Genomic DNA, 15,455 nt, shown 5'->3' on the forward strand with positions numbered 1-15,455 from the left:
TTATTTCATTTTGGTTGCGGCTAGTTGAACGGCTTCTCTGATACGGTGATATGTACCACAACGGCATAGGTTGTTTGACATAGCAGTTTCAATCTCTTGCAGCGTTGGTTTAGGATTACTTTTCAGAAACGCAGCGGCGGTCATTATCTGCCCTGCCTGGCAATACCCACACTGAGGTACGTCTACCTCGTTCCATGCGGCTTGCACAGGGTGGTCGCCTTTTTCTGAAAGACCTTCGATAGTAGTTATTTTAGCTTCGCTCACCGACGAAACAGGTAAGATACAGGTACGGGTGGCTTCGCCGTTTATGTGTACCGTACAGGCACCACACATGGCCATACCACAACCATATTTGGTACCTAGCAAACCAAGGTGGTCGCGCAGTACCCATAGTAAAGGTGTGTCGGGGGCGGCTTCAGTCTTATAAACTCGCCCGTTAATGTTAAGGTTGTAAATTGCCATCGTAGCTTTATTTTGTTGATAGTCAATAATTTAACCAAAATTAACCAAAAATATTACATATTGGAAAGAATTTTGATACTAAATATTTTGTTAAACCATCTAACAATTAACAATTCAAAGATATTTGTACCTCAAATTGGGCACTTTTTTCCACATACGTATATAAATTCCCTAAAAACGTAGATGGTTTATTAATTTACAAATATACTTTAATAACTTTGAGGCGCCGAAGCTCCACTAATTAAAGAAAATATGAGTTTACATTCTAAAAAGAACTTGTTCTCCGAAAAAATTGATAACTGGCTAATTGGTTTTAAAGACGGTGCCGATTTCCTGATTTTGTTCGTAAAAGAGACACTTAGTGGAAATTTTGAATTTAAAGAGTTTGTTAACCAATGTTACCGTATCGGTAATAGTTCGCTGCTACTAATATCGCTGACAGGTTTTGTAACAGGTTTTGTATTCACCAAGCAATCACGCCCCTCGCTCGAAAGTTTTGGCGCTACCTCATGGCTACCCTCGCTTGTAACAATTGCAATCATAAGAGCACTAGCCCCATTGGTTACATCCTTGATATGTGCAGGAAAAGTTGGCTCAAGTATCGGAGCTGAGCTAGGCTCTATGAAAGTTACCGAGCAGGTTGATGCCATGGAAGTTTCAGCCGTTAACCCTATCAAATTTTTAGTTGTTACCCGGGTACTTGCTACAACAATCACCATTCCTATTTTGTCTTTTTATTGCGCTATAATGGCCCTCACGGGAGTGTTTCTTAACGTAGCTACCAACGAAGACACAAGCCTTCCGGCTTTTTTTGAACAAGCCTTCAATAGTATAGTTTTCTTAGATATGTGGACCTTGATAATAAAGGCTGTTGCTTATGGCTTTACTATCGGAATTGTAGGTTGTTATAAAGGCTACAACGCCAGTAATGGTACATTGGGCGTAGGTAAAGCAGCCAATTCGTCGGTAGTAACGTCAATGTTCCTGATATTTATTGAAGAAGTGTTTATTGTACAAGTAACCAACTGGTTTAGGTAATATAAATTTAGTGAATGAGTCTTGAACTTTGATTTACCTGATTTTACTGATTTATATGATAGCAAATTTTTCGCACTAATAATTCAGATAATGTTTTCTAGTAAAATCAGTGAAATCATACAAATCAGGTTAATCACAGTTCAAGACATCCACTCAATATCGCAAACATGAACAAAGTAATAGAAATCAAGCATCTTTATAAGGCATTTGGCGACAGGAAGGTACTGGAGAATGCTAGTTTAGATGTATTTCAGAGCGAAAACATGGTGGTACTCGGACGCTCAGGAACAGGGAAGTCGGTATTGATTAAAATCATTGCCGGGCTTTTAAGTGCCGATAAGGGTAGCGTAAAAGTATTAGGAAAAGAGGTAACTCAACTGAATAAACAAGAACTGAATGAGCTTCGGCTAAAAATCGGGTTTTCGTTTCAGAACAGTGCCTTGTATGATAGTATGACGGTGAAAGAAAACCTGGAGTTTCCGCTCGTAAGGAACGTAAAGAATATGTCACGCCCCGAAATAAATAAGGCTGTACACAAGGTATTAGAATCGGTGGGTTTGTTAAACTCTATTAATCAAATGCCTTCTGAACTATCAGGCGGACAAAAGAAACGCATAGGTATTGCCCGTACGCTTATCATGAACCCTGAGATTATGCTGTACGATGAACCTACGGCGGGCCTTGACCCTATCACCTGTATGGAAATCAATCAGTTGATAAACGAGGTAAAAGAAAACTATAAGACAAGCTCTATCATTATTACCCATGACCTTACCTGTGCCAAAGAAACAGGCGACCGTGTGGCAGTATTATTTGATGGCAACTTTAAATTTCAGGGTACATTTGAAGAGGTATTTGGTAATCCTGACCCTAGAATTAAGAATTTTTACGATTATAACTTTATAGAAAATCATTAAAAGAAATAGATATATGGCGACCCCCGAATCTTCACAAAAAATAGCAGCTAAAGTTGGTTTATTTATCCTGATAGGTGTTATTATATTGGCAGCGGGTATTCTGACACTCGGTACAATGCGTAAATCATTCATTAAACGAATTGATGCTACTGCTACTTTTGAAAGTGTAAACGGACTCACCAAAGGCAACAACGTATGGTTTGCCGGTGTAAAAGTAGGCACAGTGCGTGAAATTGCCTTTACCCCCGACTCTAAAGTAAAGGTTCTTTTCAGTATTGAAGATACCTCTCAACCTTTTATTAAGCAAGATGCCACCGTAAGAGTAAGCTCCGATGGTTTGATTGGTAACCCTATCATTCTTATTTCGGGTGGTAGCCCAAATGCCAAAATGATTGAAAACGGCTTTAATTTTCAGATTGAGCCAGACGTAACTCAACAAGAAATGCTTACAACCTTACAGGCAAACAATAAGAATATTCTGGCTATTACAACCGACCTTAAAGATATTACAGCCGATATTCGTGCCGGACAGGGCTCTATAGGCAAATTAATGAAAGACGAAGCACTGTATGCCAATATTTCAAAAAGCATGGCTACTGTTGAAGCAGCCACCCGTGAACTGAAAAAAGGGGCATCTAACCTTGTGGCCTTATCAAACAAATTAACCGCCGATGGTAGCTTTATTAACTCTATTGCCACCGATAAAGAGATGTATCCGGCTATTAAAACCACAATAGCTTCGTTGCAAAGTACGTCGGAAACACTAAAAGAAACCACTGTTTCGGCCAAGCAAATGGTTAATAACCTTGAGCAAACAACCACTACATTGGTAAATAATAAGAAAAGCCCGGTAGGTGTTTTGTTGCATGACGAAAACGCTGCAAACAATATCAGAGAAACCATCAGTAATCTGGAAAGCAGCAGTGAAAAACTAGACCAGAACCTAGAGGCTCTGAAACACAATTTCTTGTTCAGAAGATATTTCAGAAAACAGGCCAAAGCCGAAGAGAAGAAAAAAGAAGAAGAGCAGAAAACGCAATCGGCTACGCCGCAGCAGTAAGAATATTAAGCATAAAAAAATAGGCTGTCTTTTCGGGCAGCCTATTTTCGTATGTATATAAACTAAAACCGCTTCTTACAAAACAGTTTTAATCTTCAATTCGTCCATTTGTTTCTGGTCAATGGTTGATGGTGAATCAATCATCATGTCACGGCCTGAATTGTTTTTCGGGAACGCAATAAAGTCACGGATTGAATCTGCGCCACCAAAGATTGAACAAAGACGGTCGAAACCAAAGGCGATACCTGCGTGTGGCGGTGCGCCAAACTCAAAGGCATCCATCAGGAAGCCGAATTGTTTTTTAGCTTCTTCTTCGCTAAAGCCTAAGATACCAAACATTTTTTGTTGCAATGGTCTCTGGAAGATACGCACCGAGCCACCGCCTACTTCAGTACCGTTAATTACCATGTCATAAGCATTGGCTCTTACACTACCTAAATCGTCAGTTTCTAATAACGGAATATCCTCTGGTTTAGGGCTAGTGAACGGGTGGTGCATAGCAAACCAACGGTTTTCTTCTTCGCCATACTCTAACAACGGGAAGTCAAGTACCCACAAAGCCTTAAATTCATCTGGTTTACGTAGGCCCAAACGGCTACCCATTTCAAGGCGCAGTTCGTTTAGTTGCTTACGAGTTTTGTTAGCTTCGCCTGCCAGTATAAAGATTAAATCGCCAGGTTTTGCATCAAACTTCTCAGCTATTTGTTTCAGCGCAGCTTCATCGAAGAATTTATCGAACGATGATTTAAGCGTACCGTCGGCATTGAATCTGATATATGCCAAACCTCTTGCACCTACTTGCGGGCGTTTTACCCACTCAGTTATTTCATCAATTTGTTTACGGGTATATTCGGCGCAACCTGCGGCGTTAATACCAACAACCAATTCAGCCGAATCGAATACCACAAAATCTTTACCTTTTACTACGTCGTTCAACTCAACAAACTCCATTCCGAAACGAGTATCTGGCTTGTCAGAACCATACAAACGCATCGCATCAGCGTAGGTCATGCGTGGTACTTCCGGCATATCAATGTTTTTTACAGTTTTGAAAAGGTGACGAATCAAGTTTTCAAACATCTGCAAAATATCTTCTTGTTTCACAAACGACATCTCGCAGTCTATCTGTGTAAACTCCGGTTGTCGGTCGGCACGTAAATCTTCATCACGGAAACATTTTACAATTTGGTAGTAACGGTCAAAGCCCGACACCATCAATAATTGCTTAAATGTTTGTGGCGATTGCGGCAAAGCATAAAACTCACCCGGATTCATACGGCTAGGTACAACGAAATCTCTCGCACCTTCAGGCGTCGACTTAATCAATACAGGTGTTTCAACCTCAATAAAATCTTGTCCGTCAAGAAAAATACGGGTTTGTTGAGCTACTTTATGGCGCAATTGTAAGTTCTGACGAACAACATTACGGCGTAAGTCAAGGTAACGGTATTTCATTCTGATGTCATCACCACCATCGGTTTCGTCCTGAATCAGAAACGGAGGCAACTTAGCAGGGTTTAAGATTTCAAGACCCGTTACTTTAATTTCAATATCACCTGTGCCAATTTTATCATTTTTTGATACACGCTCAACTACTTCGCCCGTAGCCTGAATCACAAATTCACGGCTTAGTGTGCGGGCCAAAGCAATTACGTCGGTATCGCTACTATTTTCATTTAAGATTAACTGTGTGATACCATAGCGGTCGCGAAGGTCGATATAAATAATACCGCCTTTATCACGAACAACCTGTACCCATCCACATAAGGAAACCGTTTGATTAACATCTGCGATACGCAATTGTCCGCAGGTATGAGTTCTTAACATTATGTCTAAAGAATTATGTTGAGCAATTTTTTTGCAAAAGTAAGCATTTTAAAGGAAAGCTCTCATGGCTTTTCTAAAAATACCGAATTTATAGTAATCCCGCTCAACAAGCTCCTGACTTATCTGTTTTTATTTGCAAAAATTAGCACATAGTTGCCGGTATTGTTTTCTTTCCGCTTTTCATGTAGTTTCTTACAATAATGCAGGCTTCAAAATATTCTTTTTTCTCGTAGAAGCGAAGTAATTCGGTGAGTTCTTCCATATCTAAGCCACGTACAAATTCGCTTAGGTCGTCTAAGGAGAGATTCAACAACAGTTTTTGAGAAGGCAATGTAAGTACATTGCTACGACTTTTGTGGTAGAAGGATGGCATTTAATTTGGGATATAAATAAGTATAATATAGGTAACTTTTGGCCTAATTAAAATGTTTTATAAATTTCGTTAATGCGCAGTTTTATTTTCAAAGATAAACCTAAGTTTTGCATTCTGGATACAATACTGAAGATTTCTACAAAAATAAACTATAAGGTTTTTTCTAGCCTCTCATTTATTACTGTGTTTACAATATCAAAAAAGCGGCTGAGTTCTTTTTCACGGCCACGAAGCCACACCATTCGCATTTCTGATTTGGTACTCACATGAGTCAGCTCTATGTGTTTTACATTCATATTCTGCCCACTCAATGCCGATTTTGGTTCTATGGAAACACCAACGCCAGCCTCAACCAAACGCAAAACCGTATTGGTATTGCCCGATTGATAAGCTACTTTCGGAATAAACCCATGATATTGGCAAAGTGCTTCAATGCTCTCAACATAGCCTGAGCTTTCACTGCGAGAAGGCAAAATGAAGTTTTCGTCGGCCAATTGTGCCAATGATTTAAAATTTTCGTTGCTCAACCAATGGTCTTGCGGCAGTAGAATTACAAAATTTTCGGCATAAAGCGTGCGGGCATTTATTTCTTTAGGTACTATTACGTTTGGTCCAAAACCTACATCTATTGTGCGGTTAAGCAAGGCATTAATTTCATATACGTTGGTAGATTCTATCAATACCGTTTGCATAGAAGGTATTTCTTTCTGAATCCTGGCCAGAATAGCAGGCAACAAAAACTGCATCGAAGAGCTTGAATGCGCAATCCTGATTTCGCCACCTTCTCCCCTATGTATCTGTGCGGTGTGCTGGCGTACCCTTTCAAAATCGCCTAATATACGTTTGGCCTCATCTCTGAAATAAACGCCAGCCTCGGTAAGTGTTACCTTTCTTTTATGGCGGTCGAACAACACCACGCCCAGGTCTTCTTCTAATTGCATAATCTGGCGGCTTAGTGCAGGTTGAGCAATATAAATATCCTCGGCAGTTTTGCGGTAATTAAGCCTTTCAGTAAGTTTCAGAAAATTCTCTATGGTTCGTAAATCCATCTTAGTGTATTTATCAATTCAAACTGATGCCTAACAAGCATCAATTAATCAAAATTAAGTATTTTTTGTTATCATAAATAAATATTTGCTTTGTGGCTCTAAATATTAATCTATTATGAACCAGCCATTACAAAGCATTTCTGATACCGCTTTCACAGAAAACATATCTGCCATTCAAGCCCAGTTGCACCATGTTGATGCCGTAGCCGAGGTGTTTGATGCCTATCGCCAATATTACGGGCAAGAATCAGACATTGAAGGCGCAAAACAATTTCTTGCAGAGCGCATAAGCAATCAGGAATCTGTCATTTTTCTGGCTTTAGAAAATGGCAAGGCGCTTGGTTTTACACAATTGTACCCAAGTTTTTCATCGGTTTCCATGCGCCGCTCATGGGTACTCAACGATTTGTTTGTAACAGAAGACCTAAGAAGCAAAGGCATTGGCAAGGCACTATTAGCCGCCGCACAGAACTTTGTAGTACAACAAGGCCACAAAGGTTTATTGCTCGAAACTACACCCGACAACACCAAAGCCCAAAGTTTATACCAACGCTTGGGTTGGATACGAGAGCAAAACTATTATTATTTCTGGCAGGCTTAAAAAATATTTGCCGACTTGAGTCGGCATACTAAATGCATTATTCCTTTGTTTAATTAGCCCTCCAATTTATTGGGGGAAGAAAACCATGACACCCAATATACAAAAAGCATTTTCTCCAGACCTTTTCCGCCAACAGGCACATGCTTTAGTTGACCAAATGGCCGATTATCTCGAACAAGCCCAGAGTGGTTCGCTCGAGACCGTAATTCCTTACAAAGACCCGGAAGAAAGTCTGGCATTCTGGCAGGAAGATTACCAACAAGGGCAAAGCGATGTAGCTGCTTTTTTCAACAAAACCATTCAGCACTCTACACACCTGCATCACCCACGCTATATGGGTCATCAGGTTACGCCACCTGTGCCTGTTGCTGCACTTGCGGGCTTGCTTTCGGGTATGCTCAATAATGGCATGGCTGTGTACGAAATGGGCTTGGTGTCTAATCCGCTCGAACGTATTCTTTCAGAATTATTAGCCAAAAAGATTGGCTTCGATAACAATGCCAGTGGCTTGCTTACCTCGGGCGGAACGTTGGCAAATCTTACCGCTCTACTAGCCGCAAGAGCAGCAAAAACTGGTGTTTGGGAAGATGGCACAAGCGAACGCTTGGCAGTAATGGTATCGGAAGAAGCACATTATTGTATTGACAGAGCAGCACGCATTATGGGCATGGGTGACGAGGGTATTATAAAAGTACCAACCAACGAGCGTTTCCAAATCAGAACCGATTTATTGGAACAATATTATAAGGAAGCAAGTGAGAAAGGCTTGCGGGTAATTGCCATTATTGGTAGCGCCTGCTCTACTTCTACCGGCAGTTACGATGATTTAGAAGCCATTGCAGCCTTTGCGCAAAAACACCAGCTTTGGTTTCATGCCGATGGCGCACATGGTGGTGCAGTTGTATTCTCTGATAAATACAGACACCTAGTAAAAGGACTTAATAAAGCCGATTCGGTGGTGATTGACTGGCACAAAATGTTGATGGCGCCTGCCCTGACAACAGCCTTGATTTTTAGGCGAGACGATGATGCCTTTAAGACTTTTCAGCAGAAAGCGCAATATCTCTGGGCTAATCAGCACTCAAAAGACTGGTTTAATTCGGGCAAGCGTACATTTGAATGTACCAAACTCATGATGAGCCTAAAAGTTTACGCTATACTAAAAGCACATGGCGAGCAGATTTTTACTGATAACGTAGAATACCTTTATGATTTAGGGCAAACATTTGCCAAACTCGTAAAAGCACGCCCCAATTTTGAATTAGCCCTTGAGCCTGAAAGCAACATTGTGTGTTTCCGATTAAAGAGCAATTCAGCCGATAGCCCAAACAACCTGAATGCCAGCATCAGAAAAAAACTATTAGAAGACGGCAAATTCTATATTGTACAAACAACACTTGCCGATAAACTCTATCTGCGAGTATCGTTAATGAATCCGCTTACTACTGAGGTTGATTTGATAGCTTTGCTTGATGAGATAGAAAACATAGCTAATCAATTATAGCCCCGGTCAAGGAGTTTTTTCTTCAGAGCCTCAAACTCTTCTTTAGTTAAAACTCCTTCATCAAATAAATCTTTTAGCTTGCTCAATTCATCGGCTATGCTAAACGTGGGGTGCAGTCCATCCGTTTTTTTTGCTTTAAATTCGTCAGGCACTATCACTTCATTAAATTCTATAGCCCCCTCAATATCAACCCAGAATGTCCTGAAACCACTCCCTACAACTAAGTAGTTGGTTTTTCCTATTTTGTTACTTCCTCTTGCTTTTATGCTTTTAATCTTCAGTTTTTTATCACGGTAAGAAACACCTATACCCTCGCCCAGGTCTTGCCCAGTTACATACTTGAAATTCTGGTTAAAGTTCGAACCATTCCCCAAGGTAATTTCATCACCAACCCTAAATACCATACCATTTTTAGCCTCGTAGGTATCTTTATCTATAATTTGTTGCGCATATCCCGAAAACGAGAAGAATATACTTAATGCTATTACAAAATATCTGCCTGCCATACTGTTATAATTTTAATTTATGTGTAGAAATACTAGAGTTTAAACACATTTTAGCGAGAATATATTGCTGTGTTATAGCATTTTAATACCCTCGTCAATGTTTCATTTACTTCATAAAATCTTTATCTTCGCCCTTTTTAAAACATAACAGGTGCCAAAATCTTATTTCCAATTCAAGCAATTCATTATCAATCAGGATAAATGTGCCATGAAAGTGTGTACAGATGCCTGTATTCTGGGAGCTTATACTGATACCACAGGCACTGAAAAGATATTGGATATTGGCACCGGAACTGGGCTTTTGTCGCTGATGCTTGCGCAACGAAGCACCGCCGCCATTGATGCCGTTGAAATAGATGACGATGCCTACGCACAGGCCAAAGCAAATATTGCCGAAAGCAAATTTGCCGATAGTATCAGCCTACACCACAAATCTATTCAAGAATTTAGTCGCCTGCATTCAGTTGAGAATCAATATGACCTCATCATCTCAAACCCACCGTTTTATCAGAACTCCCTGCAATCGCCTGATTTGCAAACCAATAAAGCCCTGCACGCCACAACGCTTACTTTTGATGAGCTGATAGATGCCGTGCTGAACCTTTTAAGCCCCAATGGGCGTTTTATAGTATTGCTGCCGCCTTTTGAAGCCCAACAATTAGCAGCAGTAGCTCAAAAAAAAGCCTTATATTTGTACGAAAAATTGCTGATACAACACAATCCGCAGAAACCCGTATTCAGGAATATTCTCAGCTTTAGCAAAAAGCCTGTACCAGAATACAGCGAAGACACGTTAGTGATTCATGAAAAAAATTCGAATGCGTATGCCGATAAATTCAGGCAACTGTTGAGCGATTATTACACGATTTTTTAGAACTTTGCCACTAATGAACCAAGCACTTCAAATATCTGTCGTTATACCACTATATAACGAAGCCGAATCTTTACCTGAGCTCCACGATTGGATTGTGAGAGTAATGCAAGAACATAACTTTACTTACGAAATTCTTTTTGTTGACGATGGCAGTAGCGATGGCTCGTGGGAAGTAATTGCTGGTCTATCAAAAAGAAACCCCAAAGTCAGAGGTTTTAAGTTTGTGCGTAACTACGGTAAAACTGCCGCTTTACAAACTGCTTTTGTGCAAGCACGTGGTAATGTAATAATTACGATGGATGCCGATTTGCAGGATAGCCCCGACGAGATTCCGGAGTTATACCGCATGATAACCGAAGATAAATATGATTTAGTATCGGGCTGGAAAAAGAAACGCTACGACCCTATCACCAAAACCCTGCCTACCAAACTTTTCAATGCGGTTTCACGTTGGGTATCGGGTGTGCATCTGCACGATTTTAATTGTGGCTTGAAAGCCTACCAGTCGAGAGTGGTAAAAAACATCACGATTTATGGCGAAATGCACCGCAATATTCCAATTATAGCCAAATGGAATGGATTCAAGAAAATTGGCGAGAAAGTGGTTCAACACCGTGCCCGCAAATATGGCACAACTAAATTTGGTTTAGAGCGCTTCATTTTCGGCTTTCTTGATTTGCTGACCGTAGCCTTTGTGAATAAATTTGGCCGCCGCCCTATGCACTTCTTCGGCACTATGGGCGTGCTTTCGTTTGTAATAGGCACTATATCGGCCTTATATCTGCTTTTCGAAAAACTCTATAACATCAGTCAGGGGCTTCGCTACCGCAACGCAACCGACAACCCGACGTTTTTCTTGGCTATTGTAGCCATTATTATCGGTTCGCAATTGTTTCTGGCTGGCTTTATCGGTGAACTCTTTGTGAAACAAACTTTCAAAAAAGACGAATATCTAATAGAACAAACAACAGGTGAATAATCTTACCAAACCAACAAACTATATATGAGAATCATCAAACTAAGCCTTGTCCTCTTTCTTATCACTTACGCCTCACAGGCACAAAAAGAAAATAAATACATAAAAGATGCAGAAGTAAAACGCATCATAAGCACATTAGCTGCCGACGATATGATGGGCCGTAGCTCAATGCACCCCGAGCAAATTGAAAAAGCAACGGCTTTTATTGATGCCGAGTTCAAAAAAGCAGGTTTAAAACCATTGCAAGGGCTTAAAGGCTTCAGACAGGAATTTCCGGTTACAAAAATAGATGGCCTTGAAACAGCAGAAGTGATTGTAAACGGACAGGTGATTCCGAAAGACAAGTTTATTTTTATGTCGGATAACGACGAAATAAACTGGAAATCGGGCGTTCCGGTTGTGATTGTTGGCGCAAGTGACACTTTTAATCCTAACCAGTTTATGAGCGACTCTACCAACAAAATAGTTGTACTAGATGCTGCTCACGAAGCTAAATTAAGCGGACTAAAACGTTTCCTGAGCCGTGCCAGAATATTATCTACACCATCCCGCTTTAAAGGCAATATTTTGTTTGTATCAGGCATCAGTTCAGTTGAAAACTACTCTGTAAAAATCAAACAACGCAAAGAGTCATTTAAAATGACCAATCTGGTAGGTGTGTTGCCGGGTAAAAGTAAGCCTGATGAAATAGTTGTTTTTTCTGGCCATTACGACCACATCGGTATCTTGAAAGCAGTTGAGGGCGACTCTATTGCCAACGGTGCAGACGATGATGCTTCGGGTACTACTGCCGTAATTGCTTTGGCAAATTATTTCAAGAAACTTAAAAACAACGAACGCACACTTGTTTTTACGGCTTTCACGGCCGAAGAGATTGGAGGGTTTGGTTCAAAGTATTTCTCACAACAATTAGATGCCGACAAAGTTGTGGCTATGTTTAACATCGAAATGATAGGCAAAGCTTCTAAATGGGGTACAAACTCGGCCTTTATTACAGGTTATGAGCGTTCTGATTTTGGCACTATTCTACAAAAAAACCTACAAGGCACTGCCTTTAATTTCCACCCCGACCCATATCCTCAACAAAACCTTTTCTACCGCTCTGATAACGCCACTTTAGCCCGTTTGGGTGTTCCGGCACATACCATTTCTACCGACCAGATTGATTCTGATAAATTGTATCACTCGGTTAATGATGAAGTAGAATCGTTAGATATTAAGAATATAGTAGCCACTATCCGTGCCATTGCACTAAGCGCTAAAAGCATTGTAGCAGGTACCGATACCCCTACAAGAATTGATAAAACAACAGTAAAATAAAATGCTGATTTATAGTTAAGGTCTCCCTTTGTGATGTTCATAAAGGGAGACCTTAAAGTATAAAACAAAGCCCTTGTTTGCTTAGTTATAATAGTAGCAGAATTTGAAGCAGGATTTTAATTTAATAAACCTGTTTTATTTAAATGGCTGTTGTTTTTAATACAATAATTCCACAAAACTTTCGTATGATATGTGTCAGAAAGCCTATGGGCATTCATAAAAAATGTCATTTAAACGTGCCAAGGTTTTGCAACAATACACAAAAATGCTTACGTTTGCTTTTATAAAACACCCTTTTCCTCACCAAAATGAAGTTTAAGTTTCCAGAATTAGCCGCAGGTAAATACAAAAAAATAATTTCGAGAATATGGATGTTCACCGGATTCACGGCCATTGCTGTGGTTGTTTATCTGGTGGCCGTGAGCTTTAATTTATTCTGGTTATTTGGTAAAATGCCAGGCCCCGAAGAGATAGAAAACCCTAAGAGTGATGTGGCTTCTGAAATTATTTCGTCTGACGGAAAAGTGATTGGCAAATTTCTTTACGAAAACCGTAGCCCTATCGAATTCAACGAGCTTTCGCCCAATATCATCAATGCCTTAATAGCAACCGAAGATGCCCGTTTTACCGTGCACTCGGGTATTGATGCCCGCAGTACGCTGCGTGTTGTAACAGGGATATTTACTGGCCAGCGCAAAGGGGGTGGTAGTACTATTTCGCAGCAGCTTGCCAAAAACCTGTTTAAACTTCGTGAAACTGACTACTATAAAGGCCCTTTATATAATGTACCGGGTATCAGGCAGATTATCATAAAAACCAAAGAATGGATAACCGCCATTAAGTTGGAGCGTCGCTATACCAAGCAAGAAATAATGGAGAAGTACCTCAACACCATTGAGTTCAGTAGTGGTGCTTTTGGTATTCGTTCGGCTACTAAAACCTATTTCAAAAAAGAGCCAAGCGAGGTAACGCTCGAAGAAGCTGCCGTATTGGTAGGCATGATTCAGAACCCCTCTCGTTTCAATCCTAAGTTTCATCCGCAGGCTTCAAAAACACGCCGTAATATCGTTTTCGACCAGATGGTGAAGTATGATAAACTTTCACCAGCCAAAGCCGAGACCTTAAAACAAGTACCTATTGTACTAAATTACCAGCCCGAAAGCCATAATACAGGCCCTGCGCCTTACTTCCGTGAGTTCCTGAAAGGTTGGTTGAAAGAGCAAATAGCCAAAGAAGGCTACGACCCCGACGATATTTATACTAAGGGTTTCAAGATATATACGACCATCGATTCTCGCATGCAATTCTATGCCGAAGAAGCATTGAGAGAGAACATGAAAGAGCAACAAAAGAAATTTTATGAGCACTGGAAAGGCCGTAACCCCTGGACATTAGAAAAACCGGGAACCTCTGGCGTTTATGCAGAAATTCCGAACTTTATTGAGAATATCGCCAAAACTACTCCTCGTTTCCGTGAGCTGAAAGAAGAATATGACGGCGATATGGACAAGGTTTGGAAAGAAATGAATCGCCCAAATAAAATGAGGGTATTCTCATGGAATGGTGAAAGAGATACAGTGATGTCGTCGATGGACTCAATCCGCTACTATAAACATTACCTACACTCTAGCTTCTTGGCAATGGACCCTCGCAATGGGCAGATTAAAGCATGGGTTGGTGGTATTAACTACAAGTATTTTAAATACGACCACGTAAAACAAGGAAAAAGACAACCCGGCTCAACATTTAAGCCATTTGTATATGTTACAGCCATTGACAATGGCTTTTCAACCTGCGAACACGTAGTTGACCAACCGGTAACTATCTCGGTACCAGGCGGTAGCTGGACACCTAAAAACTCTGATGGAGTTTATAGTTACAGGTCTTTAACCCTACGGCAGGCCTTGGGGCAGTCTATCAATACGGTGAGTGCTTATCTTGTAAATCAGTTTAAGGCCAATAACGTGATAAACTATGCACACAAACTTGGTATTAAAAGCGAATTACCCGAAGTACCCGCTATTTGTTTGGGTATCGGTAACGTTTCTTTGTATGAGCTAATGGCAGGTTATTGTGTATTTGCCAACTCGGGTAAATATACCGAACCGATATTTGTAACACGCATTGAAGACAAAAACGGCGAGCTGGTTAAAGAATATTACTCTGATAGTAAAGAGGTAATCAGCCAGGAAACAGCCTATAAAATGATACACCTGATGCGTGGCGCTACGCAACCGGGTGGTACGGCCTTTGGTGGTTTATCAAGATACGGTGTTTTAGATGGCAACGAGGTGGCTGCTAAAACGGGTACAACCTCAAACTACTCTGATGGTTGGTTTATGGGTATTACACCTACACTTGTAGCCGGAGGCTGGACAGGCGGCGACGACCCGACGATTCACTTCCGAACTATTGCTTTAGGGCAAGGTGCACGGGTATCGTTACCAACCTGGGGTATGTTCTTCCAGAAAGTATATGGAGATAAAACCCTGGAATACAAAAAGGGCTCCTTTTTGAAGCCCTCTACAGTGTCTATATCAGGTGACTGTGTGTTTACTGCCGGTGAAGGGTATCATATTGATTCAACTCAAAAATACACCCCGCCTACTGCAAAACCTGCCGACGATGACCAATTATAATTGAGTTTATGCTGCCATTGGCGCAAAGTCCATATCTGGTTCGGTTTCTACCTCGGTAGATTCGAGCAGCATATAAACTGCTTTGGTTTGTTTTCTGTTAACAACGTACTCGTTCCAGTTTGAAATGATTACGCTGATACCGCAGATTAAACTCAGAATTACATACGGAATTTGGATTAGTAAGACAAAGAAGTGTGACATAATTTTTATAGTTTCATGGAATTACCATAAGTGAATAAAAATCTATGCCATCCATTTTTGCATCAGCAAAAGCAAAACATGAGTAAATATTTACTCATTTTTTGC

At 40.6% G+C, this 15,455-nt stretch carries 15 protein-coding genes; 9 read left to right on the forward strand and 6 right to left on the reverse strand.

The window, feature by feature from the left end; all coding sequences use genetic code 11:
- Window positions 1-462: a (2Fe-2S)-binding protein gene (locus WAE64_RS11355; protein ID WP_340236519.1), complete on the reverse strand. Its 462-nt coding sequence runs from the start codon at window positions 460-462 to the stop codon at window positions 1-3.
- A 252-nt stretch (window positions 463-714) separates the two neighbouring features.
- On the opposite strand from WAE64_RS11355, the gene WAE64_RS11360 reads away from it, so the two are divergent.
- The 3 genes from WAE64_RS11360 (at window position 715) to WAE64_RS11370 (ending at window position 3,477) form a co-directional block, all read left to right on the forward strand.
- The gene (locus tag WAE64_RS11360) at window positions 715-1,500 is read left to right on the forward strand and encodes an MlaE family ABC transporter permease (protein WP_340236520.1); all 786 of its coding nucleotides are present in this window, start codon (window positions 715-717) and stop codon (window positions 1,498-1,500) included.
- A gap of 167 nt (window positions 1,501-1,667) precedes the next feature.
- Entirely contained in the window at window positions 1,668-2,417 is a 750-nt protein-coding gene (locus WAE64_RS11365; protein WP_340236522.1) for an ABC transporter ATP-binding protein, read from the forward strand.
- 13 nt (window positions 2,418-2,430) lie between these two features.
- The gene (locus WAE64_RS11370; protein WP_340236523.1) at window positions 2,431-3,477 is read left to right on the forward strand and encodes an MlaD family protein; all 1,047 of its coding nucleotides are present in this window, start codon (window positions 2,431-2,433) and stop codon (window positions 3,475-3,477) included.
- 75 nt (window positions 3,478-3,552) lie between these two features.
- On the opposite strand, the gene aspS is transcribed toward WAE64_RS11370, so the two are convergent.
- From aspS to WAE64_RS11385, 3 genes are all read right to left on the reverse strand, one after another.
- The gene (aspS, locus tag WAE64_RS11375) at window positions 3,553-5,304 is read right to left on the reverse strand and encodes an aspartate--tRNA ligase (RefSeq protein WP_340236525.1); all 1,752 of its coding nucleotides are present in this window, start codon (window positions 5,302-5,304) and stop codon (window positions 3,553-3,555) included.
- 142 nt (window positions 5,305-5,446) lie between these two features.
- Window positions 5,447-5,677: a hypothetical protein gene (locus WAE64_RS11380; protein WP_340236527.1), complete on the reverse strand. Its 231-nt coding sequence runs from the start codon at window positions 5,675-5,677 to the stop codon at window positions 5,447-5,449.
- A 149-nt stretch (window positions 5,678-5,826) separates the two neighbouring features.
- A complete protein-coding gene (locus WAE64_RS11385) occupies window positions 5,827-6,726 on the reverse strand; it encodes a LysR family transcriptional regulator (protein WP_340236528.1) in 900 nt (299 codons plus the stop codon).
- Between the two features lie 115 nt (window positions 6,727-6,841).
- On the opposite strand from WAE64_RS11385, the gene WAE64_RS11390 reads away from it, so the two are divergent.
- Both WAE64_RS11390 and WAE64_RS11395 read left to right on the forward strand, forming a co-directional pair.
- Entirely contained in the window at window positions 6,842-7,327 is a 486-nt protein-coding gene (locus WAE64_RS11390; protein ID WP_340236531.1) for a GNAT family N-acetyltransferase, read from the forward strand.
- An 85-nt stretch (window positions 7,328-7,412) separates the two neighbouring features.
- Complete coding sequence (locus tag WAE64_RS11395) at window positions 7,413-8,831, forward strand: pyridoxal phosphate-dependent decarboxylase family protein (protein WP_340236532.1); 1,419 nt, start codon at window positions 7,413-7,415, stop codon at window positions 8,829-8,831.
- On the opposite strand, the gene WAE64_RS11400 is transcribed toward WAE64_RS11395, so the two are convergent.
- Window positions 8,822-9,337 carry an SHOCT domain-containing protein gene (locus WAE64_RS11400; RefSeq protein ID WP_340236533.1) on the reverse strand — a complete coding sequence of 172 codons (516 nt, stop codon included), beginning with the start codon at window positions 9,335-9,337 and terminating at the stop codon, window positions 8,822-8,824. The two genes, WAE64_RS11395 and WAE64_RS11400, sit on opposite strands and share 10 nt — an antisense overlap.
- Window positions 9,338-9,488: 151 nt before the next feature.
- Here WAE64_RS11400 and WAE64_RS11405 point away from each other — a divergent pair, with 151 nt between their 5' ends.
- From WAE64_RS11405 to WAE64_RS11420, 4 genes are all read left to right on the forward strand, one after another.
- The gene (locus tag WAE64_RS11405; RefSeq protein ID WP_340236535.1) at window positions 9,489-10,211 is read left to right on the forward strand and encodes a tRNA1(Val) (adenine(37)-N6)-methyltransferase; all 723 of its coding nucleotides are present in this window, start codon (window positions 9,489-9,491) and stop codon (window positions 10,209-10,211) included.
- A gap of 13 nt (window positions 10,212-10,224) precedes the next feature.
- Window positions 10,225-11,190, forward strand: coding sequence for a glycosyltransferase family 2 protein (locus tag WAE64_RS11410; protein ID WP_340236537.1), 966 nt, complete (start codon window positions 10,225-10,227; stop codon window positions 11,188-11,190).
- Between the two features lie 24 nt (window positions 11,191-11,214).
- Window positions 11,215-12,510, forward strand: coding sequence for a M20/M25/M40 family metallo-hydrolase (locus WAE64_RS11415; protein ID WP_340236539.1), 1,296 nt, complete (start codon window positions 11,215-11,217; stop codon window positions 12,508-12,510).
- A 308-nt stretch (window positions 12,511-12,818) separates the two neighbouring features.
- Window positions 12,819-15,149 (forward strand): penicillin-binding protein 1A, encoded by a 2,331-nt coding sequence (locus tag WAE64_RS11420; protein ID WP_340236540.1) that lies wholly within the window; start codon window positions 12,819-12,821, stop codon window positions 15,147-15,149.
- A 6-nt stretch (window positions 15,150-15,155) separates the two neighbouring features.
- On the opposite strand, the gene WAE64_RS11425 is transcribed toward WAE64_RS11420, so the two are convergent.
- A complete protein-coding gene (locus WAE64_RS11425; protein ID WP_340236541.1) occupies window positions 15,156-15,350 on the reverse strand; it encodes a hypothetical protein in 195 nt (64 codons plus the stop codon).
- Window positions 15,351-15,455: the final 105 nt, after the last annotated feature.

It is taken from the genome of Emticicia soli (genome assembly GCF_037860775.1).
GTDB classification, from domain to species: Bacteria; Bacteroidota; Bacteroidia; order Cytophagales; family Spirosomataceae; genus Emticicia; species Emticicia soli.

What these genes read in the sequence shown, in the direction of transcription:
- WAE64_RS11355 (WP_340236519.1), bottom strand. Translation starts at nt 462, where the DNA reads ATGGCAATTTACAACCTTAACATTAACGGGCGAGTTTATAAGACTGAA.
- WAE64_RS11360 (WP_340236520.1), top strand. Translation starts at nt 715, where the DNA reads ATGAGTTTACATTCTAAAAAGAACTTGTTCTCCGAAAAAATTGATAAC.
- WAE64_RS11365 (WP_340236522.1), top strand. Translation starts at nt 1,668, where the DNA reads ATGAACAAAGTAATAGAAATCAAGCATCTTTATAAGGCATTTGGCGAC.
- WAE64_RS11370 (WP_340236523.1), top strand. Translation starts at nt 2,431, where the DNA reads ATGGCGACCCCCGAATCTTCACAAAAAATAGCAGCTAAAGTTGGTTTA.
- aspS (WP_340236525.1), bottom strand. Translation starts at nt 5,304, where the DNA reads ATGTTAAGAACTCATACCTGCGGACAATTGCGTATCGCAGATGTTAAT.
- WAE64_RS11380 (WP_340236527.1), bottom strand. Translation starts at nt 5,677, where the DNA reads ATGCCATCCTTCTACCACAAAAGTCGTAGCAATGTACTTACATTGCCT.
- WAE64_RS11385 (WP_340236528.1), bottom strand. Translation starts at nt 6,726, where the DNA reads ATGGATTTACGAACCATAGAGAATTTTCTGAAACTTACTGAAAGGCTT.
- WAE64_RS11390 (WP_340236531.1), top strand. Translation starts at nt 6,842, where the DNA reads ATGAACCAGCCATTACAAAGCATTTCTGATACCGCTTTCACAGAAAAC.
- WAE64_RS11395 (WP_340236532.1), top strand. Translation starts at nt 7,413, where the DNA reads ATGACACCCAATATACAAAAAGCATTTTCTCCAGACCTTTTCCGCCAA.
- WAE64_RS11400 (WP_340236533.1), bottom strand. Translation starts at nt 9,337, where the DNA reads ATGGCAGGCAGATATTTTGTAATAGCATTAAGTATATTCTTCTCGTTT.
- WAE64_RS11410 (WP_340236537.1), top strand. Translation starts at nt 10,225, where the DNA reads ATGAACCAAGCACTTCAAATATCTGTCGTTATACCACTATATAACGAA.
- WAE64_RS11415 (WP_340236539.1), top strand. Translation starts at nt 11,215, where the DNA reads ATGAGAATCATCAAACTAAGCCTTGTCCTCTTTCTTATCACTTACGCC.
- WAE64_RS11420 (WP_340236540.1), top strand. Translation starts at nt 12,819, where the DNA reads ATGAAGTTTAAGTTTCCAGAATTAGCCGCAGGTAAATACAAAAAAATA.
- WAE64_RS11425 (WP_340236541.1), bottom strand. Translation starts at nt 15,350, where the DNA reads ATGTCACACTTCTTTGTCTTACTAATCCAAATTCCGTATGTAATTCTG.